Source organism: Lactobacillus panisapium, assembly GCF_019469265.1.
Taxonomy (GTDB): Bacteria; Bacillota; Bacilli; order Lactobacillales; family Lactobacillaceae; genus Lactobacillus; species Lactobacillus panisapium.
On the sequence record NZ_CP048268.1, the window covers coordinates 759,493 to 775,224 of the forward strand.

14 protein-coding genes and 1 pseudogene are annotated in these 15,732 nt (G+C 35.3%); 11 read left to right on the forward strand and 4 right to left on the reverse strand.

The window, feature by feature from the left end; genetic code table 11:
* Positions 1–14: 14 nt before the first annotated feature.
* The 4 genes from GYM71_RS03765 (at position 15) to whiA (ending at position 3,511) form a co-directional block, all read left to right on the forward strand.
* The gene (locus tag GYM71_RS03765; RefSeq protein ID WP_220220971.1) at positions 15–557 is read left to right on the forward strand and encodes an HdeD family acid-resistance protein; all 543 of its coding nucleotides are present in this window, start codon (positions 15–17) and stop codon (positions 555–557) included.
* A 97-nt stretch (positions 558–654) separates the two neighbouring features.
* Positions 655–1,533 (forward strand): RNase adapter RapZ, encoded by an 879-nt coding sequence (rapZ, locus tag GYM71_RS03770; RefSeq protein ID WP_220220972.1) that lies wholly within the window; start codon positions 655–657, stop codon positions 1,531–1,533.
* A 4-nt stretch (positions 1,534–1,537) separates the two neighbouring features.
* The gene (locus GYM71_RS03775; protein ID WP_220220973.1) at positions 1,538–2,572 is read left to right on the forward strand and encodes a gluconeogenesis factor YvcK family protein; all 1,035 of its coding nucleotides are present in this window, start codon (positions 1,538–1,540) and stop codon (positions 2,570–2,572) included.
* A gap of 3 nt (positions 2,573–2,575) precedes the next feature.
* Positions 2,576–3,511, forward strand: a complete 936-nt coding sequence (gene whiA / locus GYM71_RS03780; protein WP_103752124.1) for a DNA-binding protein WhiA — start codon at positions 2,576–2,578, stop codon at positions 3,509–3,511.
* A gap of 52 nt (positions 3,512–3,563) precedes the next feature.
* On the opposite strand, the gene clpP is transcribed toward whiA, so the two are convergent.
* The gene (clpP, locus tag GYM71_RS03785) at positions 3,564–4,148 is read right to left on the reverse strand and encodes an ATP-dependent Clp endopeptidase proteolytic subunit ClpP (RefSeq protein ID WP_103752125.1); all 585 of its coding nucleotides are present in this window, start codon (positions 4,146–4,148) and stop codon (positions 3,564–3,566) included.
* Between the two features lie 172 nt (positions 4,149–4,320).
* Between clpP and GYM71_RS03790 the strand changes: the two genes are divergently transcribed.
* On the forward strand, positions 4,321–6,087 hold the full coding sequence (locus tag GYM71_RS03790; protein WP_228706331.1) for a GW dipeptide domain-containing protein: 1,767 nt from the start codon (positions 4,321–4,323) through the stop codon (positions 6,085–6,087).
* 264 nt (positions 6,088–6,351) lie between these two features.
* Positions 6,352–7,011 carry a hypothetical protein gene (locus GYM71_RS03795; RefSeq protein WP_220220974.1) on the forward strand — a complete coding sequence of 220 codons (660 nt, stop codon included), beginning with the start codon at positions 6,352–6,354 and terminating at the stop codon, positions 7,009–7,011.
* A 169-nt stretch (positions 7,012–7,180) separates the two neighbouring features.
* On the opposite strand, the pseudogene GYM71_RS10485 reads toward GYM71_RS03795, so the two are convergent.
* Positions 7,181–7,283: pseudogene (locus GYM71_RS10485) on the reverse strand (IS3 family transposase); the annotation flags it as partial.
* A 420-nt stretch (positions 7,284–7,703) separates the two neighbouring features.
* Positions 7,704–8,180, reverse strand: coding sequence for a Fur family transcriptional regulator (locus tag GYM71_RS03800; protein ID WP_220220975.1), 477 nt, complete (start codon positions 8,178–8,180; stop codon positions 7,704–7,706).
* 247 nt (positions 8,181–8,427) lie between these two features.
* Between GYM71_RS03800 and GYM71_RS03805 the strand changes: the two genes are divergently transcribed.
* Positions 8,428–9,954 (forward strand): LBA0864 family S-layer associated protein, encoded by a 1,527-nt coding sequence (locus GYM71_RS03805; protein WP_220220976.1) that lies wholly within the window; start codon positions 8,428–8,430, stop codon positions 9,952–9,954.
* 173 nt (positions 9,955–10,127) lie between these two features.
* Here GYM71_RS03805 and GYM71_RS03810 read toward each other — a convergent pair whose 3' ends face one another.
* Positions 10,128–11,564 (reverse strand): APC family permease, encoded by a 1,437-nt coding sequence (locus GYM71_RS03810; protein WP_220220977.1) that lies wholly within the window; start codon positions 11,562–11,564, stop codon positions 10,128–10,130.
* A 176-nt stretch (positions 11,565–11,740) separates the two neighbouring features.
* Between GYM71_RS03810 and GYM71_RS03815 the strand changes: the two genes are divergently transcribed.
* From GYM71_RS03815 to GYM71_RS03830, 4 genes are all read left to right on the forward strand, one after another.
* On the forward strand, positions 11,741–13,264 hold the full coding sequence (locus GYM71_RS03815) for an LBA0864 family S-layer associated protein (RefSeq protein ID WP_220220978.1): 1,524 nt from the start codon (positions 11,741–11,743) through the stop codon (positions 13,262–13,264).
* 147 nt (positions 13,265–13,411) lie between these two features.
* Positions 13,412–14,116, forward strand: a complete 705-nt coding sequence (locus tag GYM71_RS03820; RefSeq protein ID WP_103752129.1) for a lantibiotic protection ABC transporter ATP-binding subunit — start codon at positions 13,412–13,414, stop codon at positions 14,114–14,116.
* Positions 14,109–14,840 (forward strand): lantibiotic immunity ABC transporter MutE/EpiE family permease subunit, encoded by a 732-nt coding sequence (locus GYM71_RS03825; protein WP_220220979.1) that lies wholly within the window; start codon positions 14,109–14,111, stop codon positions 14,838–14,840. Before GYM71_RS03820 ends, GYM71_RS03825 begins: the two co-directional genes overlap by 8 nt.
* Positions 14,833–15,573 carry a lantibiotic immunity ABC transporter MutG family permease subunit gene (locus GYM71_RS03830; protein ID WP_220220980.1) on the forward strand — a complete coding sequence of 247 codons (741 nt, stop codon included), beginning with the start codon at positions 14,833–14,835 and terminating at the stop codon, positions 15,571–15,573. The genes GYM71_RS03825 and GYM71_RS03830 overlap by 8 nt, the downstream gene beginning before the upstream one ends.
* Positions 15,574–15,732 lie beyond the last annotated feature (159 nt).

The window sequence follows — 15,732 nt, forward strand, 5'->3', positions numbered from 1 at the left end:
AGGGAGGAAGAAAGATGGATAATTTTTCAAATTACAGGGAAAACCGTGGCTTTAACTGGGCCGCACTAATCTCTGGTATTTTAATGATCATAGCAGGGCTATTTTTAATCCGTCATCCAGGCAAGGCATTACATGCATTTGTATTGTTGTTTGCAATTGTATCGATTGTACAAGGATTTGTTTGGTTGGCATTTTATAGCCGTTTTCGCTATTTTGTTTCATTTAGCTGGCTCTCAATTGTTTCTGGGGTATTGGATATCATTATCGGTGTTCTATTCCTCTATTCATACGATGCTGCTGGACTGACAATTGCATATTTATTTGCATTTTGGTTCCTATTCGATTCAATTTCTGGAATTATTTTTTCGTGGCATTTACGAGATATTTCGGGTTTTTACTTTTGGATTAATATTATTTTGAATATTTTCGGATTATTAATCGCAATTAGTTTAATGTTTAACCCAGCATTGTCAGCTTTAACGTTAATCTGGCTAGTTTCATTATGGCTATTGATTTTCGGAATAGGTGAAGTAATTGCGGCATTTGCCCGTAGATAAAAAAGACAAAGAAAAAGTTCCTAGCGGACTTTTTTTTTGCCCAGAAAAGTTATGAAACACCCGGTATGTTATAATTATATCAATAGGGGGATAGCATATGTCTGTCAATAAAAAGCAATTATTAATCGTTACAGGTATGAGTGGTGCTGGTAAAACGGTGGCCTCGCATGCACTTGAAGATATGGGCTATTTCGTTGTAGATAATTTGCCACCAACGCTTCTTTCCAGTTTTTGGGATTTAATCGTTAATTCAGATGACTTTAAAAAGGTGGCAGTTGTCGTTGATCTTAGAATTAAAAATTTTTACAAGGATTTGTTAAACGAAGTAAACTCACTTGAAGATAATAGTAGCGTTCAAACGAGGATTGTTTTTTTAGATGCCTCAGATGATACCCTTGTTGCCCGCTATAAAGAAACAAGAAGAGTTCCACCACTTGCTCGAAGTGGTAGACTTCTCGATGCAATTATTGAGGAGCGTCGAATATTAACGGGAATAAAAAATCGGGCCAACGATATTATTGACACTTCTAATTTGAAGCCCAAAGAGCTTGAGCAGAAACTTTTTGATGAGTTTAGTGGTAAGGCAAAACAACCATTTTCGATTGAAGTCCTGTCCTTTGGTTTCAAGTATGGTATGCCAATCGATGCGGATATCGTTATGGATGTTCGTTTTTTGCCCAATCCGTTTTATATTCCTGAATTGCGACCGTTTACTGGATTAGATAAGCGTGTTGCCAAATATGTAATGGAAAAAAACGAAACAAAAGTCTTTTACAAGAAGTTATTAGATTTACTGGAAACAGCTGTGCCCGGATATATTAAAGAAGGCAAGGGTAAATTAACAATTGCGATTGGTTGTACTGGTGGACAGCATCGGAGTGTCGCAATTGCCCAGCAGCTTGCTCATGATTTATCCCAAAATTATTCAGTTGATATTACGCACCGCGAAATTAGTCGCTACACTAGAAAAAGGTGAAAAAATGACCTATGAAGATTCTAAAATAATTAGAGTTACTAAAAGCAGAAGACCACAAATCGTTGTTATTGGTGGCGGTACTGGCTTACCAGTAGTTTTAAACGCCTTAAAGGATCAAAATGCGCAGATTACTGCCATCGTTACCGTATCGGATGATGGTGGCTCGTCTGGTTCGATTAGAAACTTTATTAACGTTGTTCCACCTGGTGATATTAGAAATGTCTTAGTTTCATTAAGTGATATTCCTCAGGAAGAAAAAGATATTTTTCAATATCGGTTTGATTCATCAGATTCATTTTTCTCCGGGCACGCGATTGGTAATTTAATTATCGCAGCGTTAAATGAAATGCATGGTAATATTTTTGATGCCGTGCAATCTTTATCACGTATGATGCGAGTTGATGGTCATGTTTTTCCAGCTTCAAATGAACCCTTGACACTAAATGCTGAATTTATTGATGGCACAGTTCAAGCAGGGGAAAAGGAGATAACTAATAAAGATAAACGGATTAAGCGTGTTTGGGTAACTGATACAAATTCTACTTCTGAGCCAGAAGCCGTTTCGCCCGTTTTAGAGGCCATAATGCAGGCTGATGCCGTAGTTCTGGGACCGGGAAGTTTGTTTACTTCAATTTTGCCGAACCTAATGATTCCGAATTTAGGTGAGGCTGTAAAGAAAACGCAAGCTGAAGTTATTTATATTTGTAATATTATGACTCAGCTTGGTGAAACAGATCATTTCTCTGATTGTGACCATGTATCTGTAATTAATAATCATCTTGGCGGTCATTATATTAATACAACATTGGTTAATGGGGCCAAGATTGATATGTCAAAATTTGACCCGGATGATTACGATGCTTATATTGAGCCGGTTAAAAATGATTATGCTGGCTTAAGGCAGCAAGGGTGCCGCGTCATTACCGATGATTTTATTGATCAACGAAGTGGCCTTGTTTTTCACGATGGGCAAAAAGTGGCTAAAGAAATTATTAATCGGGCGTTTGCGGCAATGTCCCGCAGAAAGAGAATGGATTAGTTAATGGCAAGCTATGCGAGCAAGGTAAAAAAGGAGTTAACGTCGCTACCAATTCATCCTGAGCATGCAAAAGCTGAGTTAGCGGCATTTTTACGAATGAACGGCGTGTTAAACTTTCATGATCACATGTTTAGCCTTGATATTACGACCGAAAATCCCGCAATTGCGCGTCGCATTTTTTCTTTAATTAAAACTGCATATAAGGTCGAACCATTATTAATAGTTTCACGAAAAATGAAGCTTAAGAAAAATAATCAATACTTGGTTCGACTGCAAAATCACGTTAAAGAAATTCTGACAAATTTGGAAATTTTAACTCCCGAGGCAGGATTAATTACCCGTATTCCCAAAAGAATTATTAATTCGCGTGAAGGTGCTATGTCTTATTTGCGAGGTGCATTTTTGGCCAGTGGCAGCGTTAATAACCCTGAAACAAGTCGTTACCACCTTGAAATCTATTCTGCTTATGAGGATCATAATAATGATCTGCTTAAGCTGATGAATCATTATTTTAAGCTTAATGCGAAAACAACTAAGCGGCGGCGGGGTTATATCGTCTACTTAAAAGAAGCTGAAAAAATTGGTGATTTTTTACATATAACTGGTGCAATTAATGCCATGCTTTCTTTTGAGGATCTCAGAATAATGCGTGATATGCGGAATTCAGTTAACCGATTGGTTAATTGTGATACGGCTAATTTGAAAAAAACGGCAACGGCTGCCGCTAAACAAGTTGAAGACATTGAGCTGATTGATAATAAAATTGGCTTAGAAAACATTCCCGAAAAATTACAGGGAATAGCCCGTCTGCGATTACAGAACCCGGAACTTTCCTTAAAAGAAGTAGCCGAAAAAGTACCAGATGGACCGATTTCGAAGTCGGGCGCTAATCATCGGTTTGCCAAACTGCATGAGATGGCTGAAACATTAAATGAATAACAAAAAGAGCTTTGAAAATTATTCAAAGCTCTTTTAATTTGGCTGTATTTAACTATTTCTTTTGATTAACCATAATTTCGTCAATCAAACCATAATCTTTTGCTTCTTCAGCAGTCAAGTAGTTGTCACGTTCAGTATCCTTTTGGATCTTTTCTAGTGGCTGACCAGTTGTCTCGTGTAAAATCTTATTGATCTTTTCACGACTCTTTAAGATCTCATTGGCTGCAATTTGAATATCAGTTTGTTGACCTTGTGCGCCACCCAAAGGTTGGTGAATCAAGACGGTTGAGTTTGGCAAAGCAAAACGCTTACCCTTAGCTCCACTGGTTAAAAGAATTGATGCCATTGATGCAGCCATTCCAATTGCAATGGTTGAAACATCTGATTTGATAAAGTTCATGGTGTCCATGATTGCCAAACCAGAAGTAATTACTCCACCTGGTGAATTAATGTATAGTGAAATGTCCTTTGTGTTGTCTTGGGCATCAAGGAATAATAATTGGGCAATAATTGAATTGGCCATATCATCATTAATCTCACCACTAAGCATAATAATTCTATCTTTTAACAAGCGTGAATATATGTCATAAGCACGCTCACCACGGGCAGTTTGTTCAATAACTGTAGGTACAAGCATATTTCTACCTCCTGAATTAAAATTCATATCTATTAGCACTCTAATAAGTACAGTGCTAATTAAATCACTTACATCAAAACCTGTCAATGAAAGTGTATTAATTTTGTATTCTAAGTTACAACATTCTTATTATATAATACGAAGAGTAAACTAAATTTTTGGAGGAATAATTTTGAAGCTTATTAAAAAAATAGCAACAATGACGACAGCATTGATAGTCTGCTTACCAGCAACGACTGGATTGTGTGCAACTCCAGTTGTAGCTGATTCCAGTACTACGCAGCAAACACCGGCACAAAACAATTCTAATAAGAATTCTGTCTCTGATACAGTTGACAATAATGAAAATAATGGTGAAAGTGCTGACGATGACGACGGCAACGGTAATAGTAATACAGATGCAAAAACACCGACTAATCCGAAGAACCCTAATGATGGGGATAATGGCGATCAAGACAAAGAAAATAAAAAGAAGCCAAAGCAGATTATTACTGGTTATGCCATGATGACTAAAGTTGCCGGTAATAAGAATTATAAAGTTTGGCAAGACGTTAAAAATGGTAAGGTTGTCAAAAAAGTCGCTGACGGCATCAATTTTCAATACAATCACATTCAATCTGACCAATTGATTGAAACAAAGAAATACCGCTACTGGCGAATTTATGTTGACGGTCGTAAGGTCGGCTATGTCAATGAAAATTATTTTGCAAGAAATGAAATTGCTGTCCCTAAAACAGTCACTTTAGTTCGTAATGATGGCTATGAATTTCCTACAAGAGATGCTATTTCCTATGCAACTAACTATATGGGAACAGTAATTGACAATGATAATGTCAAGGTGTCGCGTGATACTATACCATGTGCTACTCCAAAAACTTATAAAGTAAAATATACATATGGTAAGGCTACTGCTACTGTTAAAGTTACGGTTAGAAAGAGTACTAAAGAGGGAATTGCCGACCCAGACGTAACTAACAGTTTACCAGCTCAACCAGGTACTAATGATCACCAAGCATGGAAAACACACTATGGTTCTTCAGTAAATTATGTTAGTCCAACTGAATATTCACCGGAAACTGAAAAACACACTTTGACAAGTGGTAATTTAACGCTGAAGACTAAATTCTATCAACCAGTTTTACTCAGTGTCAAAGATCCTAGTGATGATAATATTAACCGTGTAGGTCATATCCCAGAAGGCGTTACTGTGTCAAAGGGATGGGCATACACTAGTTTATTAAGCCATACATATTTAAGATCAGGACACATTGTGGGTTATGATTTAAATAAACTAACTAGTCCTTATAACGCCCAATACTTACTCGATATGTCACAAAAGGATTTTAACAATTATGTAAAACACGTTAAAGTTAGTCCTTATATTCCAATTGGACATGGTCAAGCCATGGGTTCAAGTGACAAATATATCTATGTTTTGAACAATGACAATACTTTGAAAGAGAGCAGCGATTCTGAAGAATTATTACAAATTCGGAAGAGTGATATGCAAATTAATAAGATTTGGACCATTAAGACTTGGGTTGGTGACCAAGACAATCCACGTTACTTCCATAACGGTGTTGTGATGAATGATTATGAAATGTATACTGTTTATCACGATGTTAAGAATAATCGCTATGAATATTGGCAATTAACTCGTACTGGTGACAACTGGTATCCAAAATTAGTTGGAAAAACAGATGGTAATTTTGTTAATAACAACTCTCCTGTTCAAGGATTTACCTACGATCCTGAACATAAGAACTTCTATCTTGCCTTTAATGATTTAATCTTTAAGATCGGTCGTGACGGCACATTAAAAGATCATTATTCATTTGATACAGGTCGCGAGATTGAAGGAATTTCGGTCAATAACGGGCAATTATATGTTAATTTAGCTCAAAGAGCTGAATTGTTAGTAAGTATGAAAATCGATTGATTTGAATAAAGTAAAAAGCAAGAACAGTTAGTTCTTGCTTTTATTATTCTTTTTTTGACAATCTGGGCAAATATCAAACATCTCCAAGTGACCTGCAGATGTAATAAAACCTGTTTGTTTTTTGATTAATTATCTTATTCTTAATGTATAGATTATATAGTTTTTAGCAAAAAACTAAATACTGCATATTATTTTTTGTTAAAAAGTACTAATATAATACTGTGTATTTATTTTAATGTATTATATTAAGAAAGGAAAAGACAAATGAGCGATTATAAAGATAATGAATTTTATACTTTATTAAAAAATGCAAAGAATGTGGATGGAACTGGTATTACTACTACTCAAAGATGGTCACCAAGTATAAGAAAAAATGATTTCACATTTTCAAGAGAAATGGTTTCTAAATTAAGTAGTCAAAGAAATGATGAAATAAAGTCAAATTTTTTTTATAATTTTCAGTATCTTGAATTTTTAAAACTACAAGTATTAGAATTGGTACTAACGCCAGTGTTGAAAGCGATGATAAAAAAGTCATATATAATTACTGGTGTTTCCATAATAGAACTCTGCTTTACTGTATATTTAGAAAATCTAGGGCATGACCCTAAAGAATCTTTTTACTCTAAAATTAAGGAAGTAAAAGATGACAATGGAAAAAATTTTTTTAACTTAAGTGATAATGATTTTACTGACATTGATGAATTAAGAAATTCACGTAATAAAATTCATCTTGAAGATAAAAAAAATACCATTGATGCTATAACTCGTCATGATATGAATAAAGACTACAATTATTTTGATATCAGTGATAGTCATCAAATAGAAATGGTTAAGGCCATTTTACTTAAACTTTTTGGTACTGAGAAATCAAAGTTTACAAACAAACCAGAATTATTTAGATCTTTGCTGTCATTGGACTAGGCTTTTACATATTCTTGAAAAAATAGCTTTTTAAATAGAAAAACAGACAAAGTAGATATAAATTGATGTAAACCCTAAAATTAGGACACTTTATTAGCTGCTAAATGAGGACCAACTTCCGATATTCAATCGGAGCTAGTCCTTTTAGTTTAGTTTTAATTCTTTTCTACTCAATGTAGTTTCTGATTGCGTCCTTCCAGTTCATTGAGATTTTTAAATTGCTTTTCAAAACCATAAAACTTTTCTCGCTTGAGTACGAAGAAGACTTCCATTTACTCATCATTAAAAGAATTGCCCTTGATGAGGAGTTAATGCCATGATTTTTGAGTCACACCTTTTTTAACATATCCATGGTCTGATTAAGATTAGGACTGCAAGAAATACCCATCAATGATCGGTGATAAGTAGGTCTTTTGCCTATTGAGCTTAAACTCAGTTATAGCTGAATACCATTTGTGATTGGGATAAAACACACTAAAGTTACGTTTGATCAAAGTCAACAAGTAATCAATATTAGACCTGTCAACCTGATAACGCTGACTTAATTCAGCAAAACCAATTTGATAATCATGCCAAAGATGATAGATTTCAATTTTTATCTTGCTTAGATAATTTAGCCATAAAAATAACCCCAAAATTTGTCCTAAATTTGGGAGGTAACTTCAAATATCTACTTTGTTTATTTTTACATCTTAGTGGTTAATGTGTCTGATCTTTTGGTTATCTCGTTTATTATTCTTTTTTTGACAATCTGGGCAAATACCAAAAATCTCCAGGTGACTTGCAGATGTAATAAAACCTGTTTGTTTTTCTGCCTCAGCGCGCATTCGATTTTCAACCGTTTCAAAATCTGGATAATAAACATCTGCAATCTTGCCACATTGTTTACAAATGATATGAAAATGGGGCTCGACAAAGTAGTCATAATGAAGAGAATCATCACTATTCTTAATTTCAATCACTATTCCTGCATCGACTAGTTTATTCAAAGTATTATAAACAGTAGCACGGTAAGTAGGTTCGTTACCACTGATTGCCTGAAAAATAGTACTAGCGGTGGGATGATTATGGTGCGACATTAAGTATTGTAAAATTTTTAAACGAGGCTTGGTAACCTTTAAATTATGTTGGCGCAATAAATTTTCTGCATCTGTTAAATGTTCCGACATGAAGATCATCTCCTCAGACTTTTTACACCTAGTTTAGCATTAAATTATAGAAAAAAGCTGATTCTACATAATCAGTTTAATTATTTTTTAGTTGACTGATCAAAATATTTGAGCTAATTCTAGCTCGTTATCAATGTGATTAGCAAATAAACAGTTTTTTGCGCTAATTTGATTTAATAACTATTGCTTTAGTCATATAAAAGTGCAAAACTATACTTATAGTTTTATATAGAAAGGTGAAAAGTAGATGAAGAAAAAGTTGAAGCATAATTTACTAATTGCCAGCGCTACAGTTGCAATTAGCTTATTTTTTGTGGGGAGTAATTCAAATATTCAGGCAAAAAACTACCATCAAGCTGTAACTAAGATCGCAGGAGATGGTAATTTTGCTGTTTATCATCGTGTATCCAAGAATGGTCCAGCAGGTAAGTTTACCTCGACTAAATATTTTAAGCATGGCCAAATTCAGTCAAAGCAATCGTTAGCGACAAAAAAGGGGACATTTTGGAAAATTATCGTTGATGGTCATCCTGTAGGCTGGGTGAACCAAAACTTTTTTGCAAGAAATGAAATTTCTGTGGCCAAAAAAGTTAGTTTAGTCCAAAATAGTGATTTTTCATTTAAGACCCGGGATGCAATTAATTATGTGACTGATAGTGCTGGTACTGCCGTAAATACTGGTAAAGTAAGTGTATCAAAAGCAAGCGTTAGTTCCGCAACTCCTGGTAAGACTACTATTGAATATCAATATGGTAAGGCTAAGGCTAGTGTAGATGTAACCGTGCGTGATGATAAAAATGAAGGTATCAGTCGAGCAGCTTTAACACCTAAGAACGGTCCAAAAGAAGTAGCAACATGGAAGGGTAGTTCAAAGTCATCTTCTAGAAACTGGAATGCTGCGCATCACTATACTTCAGAAACTAGGGCAAATACTTTTCATGCAAATGGTTTAACCTTAAAAACCAAGTTGTTCCAACCACGATTTGTCAGCCTGGGATATCATGAAGCTGGTGATCAAATGGGCCAAGTAGGTGTAATACCTGAAGGTATTTCTGTTAACGGCCCTGACTTCACTGTTGCTCTATTTAAATCCAGTCATGATCAAAATGGTCATTTAGTGACTTACAATTTAAATCATGTTAACAAGTTTACTGCTCAAAACTTAGCAAATCTAAAATGGTCTACTTTTAAACGTTATGCCGCAAATATTAAAGTTAGCCCATACATCAAATTAGGCCACGGACAGGCTATTGGCTCTTCAGCTGATTATATTTATGTCATTGCTAATAATAATACTGCAAGTAATTCTAGTGCGTCAGAAGAGATCTTACAAATTCGTAAATCGGATATGAAGATTAATCAGATTTGGAGTTTTAGAATTTGGAGTGGAGCTTTCCCACGTTATATTCATAATGCTACGTTTGACGGTGACAACACAATGTACTGCTTATTCCATAATGGCGGCAACGGCTATTATGAATACTGGAAAGTAACCAGAAATGGTGATACTTGGACCCCAGAAGAAGTAGGAGCCACCAAGGGTAATTTTGTAAGTAATCATTCACCAGTTCAAGGTTTTACTTATGATTCGAACCGTAAGCAATTCTATATTGGGTTTAATGATTATATTTTCAGAGTTGACCAAAATGGTACGTATAAGAAAACTTATCATTTTAACGTTAAACGTGAGATTGAAGGATTATCAGCAGCTGGTAATAAACTTTACGTAGAATTTGCTCAACGTGGGGAATTAACTGCTGGTCAAATTAAATAAAAGCAAATCTATCTAAGGTAGATTAATTAAGAACACACAATTCCTACTAACGAGAATTGTGTGTTTTATTTGTTAAAATGGTTGTTACTTAATCTTATTAAGACGGTATATTTACCGCGATATAAAAAAAGCCACCTATTATAAGGTGGCTTTTAACTTGTTTAACTGATAGATTATGCTTTTGCATCTTGGTGATGCTTAATTGATGGCAAAATCATACCAAGTAATAATAATACAATTGGTGTTGCGATGTTTAAGCCTAAAGTAAATGGATCAGGTGAATACATTCCCATTAAGCAACATGCGATTGTAACAATCAGTCCCCAAACGCCAAGAGTGTATGCTAAGGCTTGGTGCTTAGTCATTTCATAATTTTGACCGTTGTGGAATTTTTCTGCTTGCTTACGCAAAGCAATGTAAGCAATGAAGACCCATAAGTAACGCATTGGCATTACGATCGAGTTTAACTTAACTAATTGTGCCATGATTGCTTGAGCATTAGGCATGATTGCTTGTAAGACAATTAAACCACCTGAAAGGCAGACAACCATCCAAATACCGTTGATGTAAGCGCCGTGTTTGTTCACTTTCAACAGTTTCTTAGGAATGTAATCTTTTGCTTCTTTACTACCCAAGAGAATTCGTAACGGAGCATCGATACTAATAACTAATGCTGAAAATTGTCCAATAACATTGCACCAAGCGTAAATGTACATGAACAATCCACCAACACCGTAGTATTCGCCTAGCTTATTGAAAGCCATGTAAGGTCCATTTGAAATGTATTCATTTAAGTTGTTATTGACAACTTTAGGATCAAACATTAAGGCTAAAGCAATAGTTCCTAAGATAGCAGAAATCATTACCATTGCGGCTAAACCTAACATTGATTTAGGGAAGTTACGTGCGGGATCTTTCAGCTTATTAACATAAGGTGAGATCTTTTCTGCGCCTCCAACCGCAAATACTAAAATTGATAAAGAAGTAAAGTACTTAACATTAAAGTCAGGCACAAAATTCTTCCAATTCCAGCTAATGCTGTTAAAACCAGCATGTGGGTTAATCATTGGTGCCGCAAACATCATGATAATGAACAAAATAGACATGATGAACATTGAAGAACCAGCAATGGTTGACAATGTTTTAATAACTGGTAAGCCGCGACTTGCAACCCAGCAGAAGAAGAGGAAGACAGCTAAAGTGGCAAGTTGAGTAACAGTAGTTGGTAAACTATCGTACCAATTCGTATTACCAAAAATGCCCCAGGCCATTCCTCTTAATCCACCAGTACCTTTACTGGAAATATATACAACGTGGACAGCCCAAAAAGTCCAGCCAGCATAATATGCCCACTTTGCTCCAAGAGTAGCGTTAATCCATGAGGAAACTCCACCCTCTGAGTCTTTAAAGACAGAGCCTAATTCCCCGACCATCAGTGAGTATGGTATGAAGAACAGTAGGAAAATAATAATCCAGCTAAGAATAACTTTTGTACCGTCAAAATAAATGAACCCGTTAACAACGTTACCGAAACTCCAAACTATGGAGAAGGCCATCGTTGCCAGTGTGGTCCACATCATTTTTTTAGAATTTTCTTGTGATTTATCCATTAATCTTATTCTCCCTAAAGAAAAATATAATAACCTTAATATTGTAACCCACAGTGTCTTAAAAAGCTATCCTTTTAAAAAAAGATAACTTAGGCAACCTTTTAGTAATTTGCTTTAGCTCGTTAAAAGTGTGAGACTAGTATTAATATATTTTTTTCGGAAAGGTAGAGTAATTGATGAACCAAAAGTTGAAAAGTAGGCTGCTAATTATGACCTTGACTGTCATGATTAGCTTATTTTGTGGGGGTAATTTATCAGAGGTAAGTGCCAAAAGTTATCATAAAGCTGTTACTAAAATTGCAGGAAAGGGCAAATACCCAGTTTATCATCACATATCTAAAAAAGGTCCATCGGCTAAATTCACCACCACTAAGTATTTTAAGCATGCCCAAATTCAATCTAAAAAATCAGTTACTACCAAAAAGGGAAAGTACTGGAACATTATTGTTGATGGACGCCCGGTCGGCTGGGTTAATCAGAAATATTTTGCCAGAAATAAAATTTCTGTTGCCAAAAAGGTAAGTCTAGTGCAGAATCCCTATTTTTCTTTTAATCCTGAAGATGCGATTAATTATGTGACTAATAGTGCTGGAACAGCAATTGATACCAAAAAAGTTTATCTTTCAACTCCGACCATTTATTCTGATAAACCCGGAACTACCACAGTGACTTATCGCTATGGCAAGGCCAAAGCACAAGTTGACGTAACGGTCCGCTCTGATAAAAATGAAGGAATTACTAAGGCAAATAAACCGTTAATGCCTGGTCCAAAAGAAGTTAAGACCTGGAAAGGGAGTTCAATTTCCACGTCGAGAAATTGGAACGCCGCTCATAATTTTACCTTTGAGACTCGACCTAATACCTTCAAATCAAAGGGCCTGACCCTTAAGACTAAGATGTTTCAACCTCGCTTTGTTAGTCTAGATTACAATAAAGCGGCTGATCGGATGGGACAAGTTGGTATTATTCCAGAAGGGATAACTGTCCGAGGTTCCAACTTCACTGTTGCCGTTTTTAATTCCAGTAATGACCAATATGGCCACTTGGTTTCGTATAATTTGAAGCATATTGGCAAATATGCAGCCCAGAATTTGCCTGGCCTCAAATGGTCTACTTTTAAAAAATATGCTGCGCATATCAAGGTGAGTCCTTACATAAAATTAGGTCATGGACAAGCAATTGGTTCATCATCTAAATATATCTATGTGATAGCTAATAATAAATCGAAAAATTCTAACGAGTCTGAAGAAATTTTTCAAATTCGTAAATCAGATATGAAAGTTAGGCAAATTTGGAGTTTCCGAATTTGGAATGGTAAAGCACCACGCTATATTCATAATGCTACTTTTCCTAACGATCATACCATGTACTGTTCGTTTCATAATGGTCGCAACAATTGCTATGAATACTGGAAAGTGACCCGCAATGGTGACACATGGACTTCAGAAGAAGTAGGAGCCACTAAGGGTAATTTTGTAAGCAATCATTCGCCTGTTCAAGGTTTTACCTATGATAAACGACACGATCAATTTTATCTTGGTTTTAATGACTTGATTTTTAAACTTGCTAGAGATGGAACGTATTTAAAAACTCACCGATTGCATGTTAAAAGAGAAATTGAAGGGTTATCAGTTTCTGGTAATAAACTTTACGTTGAATTTGCTCAGCGAGGAGAATTAACGGCCGGAAAAACTAAATAATTAGATTAAAAGTAGCTTGTAAAAAAGCTGCTTTTTTATTTTAAAGTCATTCTCATAATTAAAATAAGATGATATTATTGTACTAAATTATTATTAATAAATATAGAAAAGTATAAAACTAAATTTTGTGCGAAGAGAGAGCAAATAATGACTAATTTAATTGAAACACATCAACTGGTGAAGAAGTTTAAAGATCAGCAAGTGCTTAATGATATTAATTTGCATGTTCCGGAAAGCAAAGTTTATTGCCTTCTTGGTCCTAATGGAGCTGGAAAAACTACCTTAATGAAAATTTTAACTGGAATGATTCCCGCTACAAGTGGTCATGTCGAATTTGCGGGGCACGAATGGACAAGGGCTGACTTGGCAAACATTGGCTGTTTAATTGAAAATGCTCCTTTATATGGTAATTTGACCGCCCAAGAAAACTTACAAGTAATTTGTCGTTTACGAGGATCTGCAGAAAGTGAAATTCCCAATATCCTGCAAACCATTGGACTCGCTAACACCGGAAAAAAGTTAGCTAAGAATTTTTCTTTAGGAATGAAAGAGCGTCTAGGAATTGGTCTGGCTCTAGTTGGTAACCCTAAGCTTTTAATTTTAGACGAGCCAACTAATGGTCTTGATCCACTTGGAATTCAACAATTGCGCGAATTGATTGCTGAATTCAAACATAGGAAAATGACAATTATTATCTCCAGTCACATGTTATCTGAAGTAGAACATTTAGCTGATAATATTGGCATTATTGGTGGTGGCAAGCTTCTCCTGGAGCAAGAATATGATCATGAAACTGATTTGGAAAAGCTCTTCAATTCAACTTTGGCAAAGGCTGGTGCTTTGAATGTTTGATGTTCTAGTAAACGAAATCCTTAAAGACAAGCGAACACTAATTAGATCAATCACACTTGTCTTTCCACTTTTGATTATTATTTTCACTATGCTATTTTTCAATTCAACGGGTTATGTGATTGAAAGTACGATTAACCAGTGGAGTTTTTTATATTTTAACTTATATTTAGCCTTGATCATCGGTCTAGTTGATCGTCATGAAAAAGCTAGTACTGAATATAAAACGATTTTAAGTTCCCCAAATAATTTGTTTACGTTTGAATTAGGTAGGATATTGCACGGGGTACTGCTTTCATTGATGGTCAGCCTGGTTTTAGCACTAGTTCTTTTTTTAGCTAGCTTTATATTTTCAACTAGAGTTGGTATTGTGTCTTGCTTAATTGCAGTTGGCGGACTTTTCTTGACCACACTCTGGCAAATTCCTCTATATACGTGGTTAAGTAGAATATCAAATCTCTATGTGACAATTGGACTAGCTTTTCTTGGGTCAATAATTAGTATTTCTTGTTTAGGAACATTTACTTGGGGAAAAATCTTGCCTTATAGCTGGTCGGACTTGTTTCCAGTTGCTTTGATAAGATTGCATGTCAATGGAATAGCACTAAAAGCAAGCGAAGTTACCCCTGATGCTACTTGGACTATTCTTGTTTCAATTGTTTTATTTATTCTGCTTAGCTTTTTGGCAGCTTACTCCTTCAGAAAGCAGGTGACTAAGAATGCCTAAATCAATTTTTAAAGCTGAAAATATTAAATTGCATCGTAGCATGTTGCTCTATTTACATTTAGCCGCCTTAATTATTTTTCCACTTCTAATAGGTATTTATTATGGCAGCCGGAAAAATTTAACTACTTCCGCTAACATGGTTGATATGTTTAATACAATTTTGGCCCTTATTTCGCCGTTGGCGATTAGTATTGTAGTTTCTGTGGTTTTTGATCGTGAAGAAAAAGCCGGGAATTTTCAAAATTGGTTAACTCAGCCCATGAGTAAGGGCAAAACAATTATGGGACAGCTAATTTACTATTGGTTGCTGTATGTAATTGAAGTGATCGGCACAAACTTAATTTATTACTTGGTTTTAACTGCTGTCTATCACGTGACCGGAATTTCTTTTCTTAAGCTATTTTCGCTCAGCATTGTCTTTGCAGTATTAGGATTTTTGCAGTATGAATTTGCAGAACTAGTTTCTTTGAAGTGGAACATCGGTGGCAGCTTGATCTTGGGCTTTTTTGGTTCAGTGATTTCAATGCTAGGCGTTACTTCTTTATTTGATTTAGTTTGGCCATTTATTCCCTGGGCTTGGCAAAGTCGCTTAACCGTTTTTTGGCGGCTTAATATTCCGGCTGATTACGTCAAAATGGCGACATTATCTTATCTGGTACCGGTGATCTTAACCGCTATCTTAAGCTGGCTGATTTTCCGCTATTTTAATCATTGGCAAGGCACCAAAAAATAATGGTACATAAACAGGAAAAAACACTAATTTATAAGATTTCTGAGCCAAAGTAAATCTTTGTTAATTTGTAGATGATAAGAAACATTAAAAAAGCTTATAGTAGTTAAATTTTTGGGTAAATTTTCAATTTGTTAACCTATTTTCAGTATATTTCCGTTA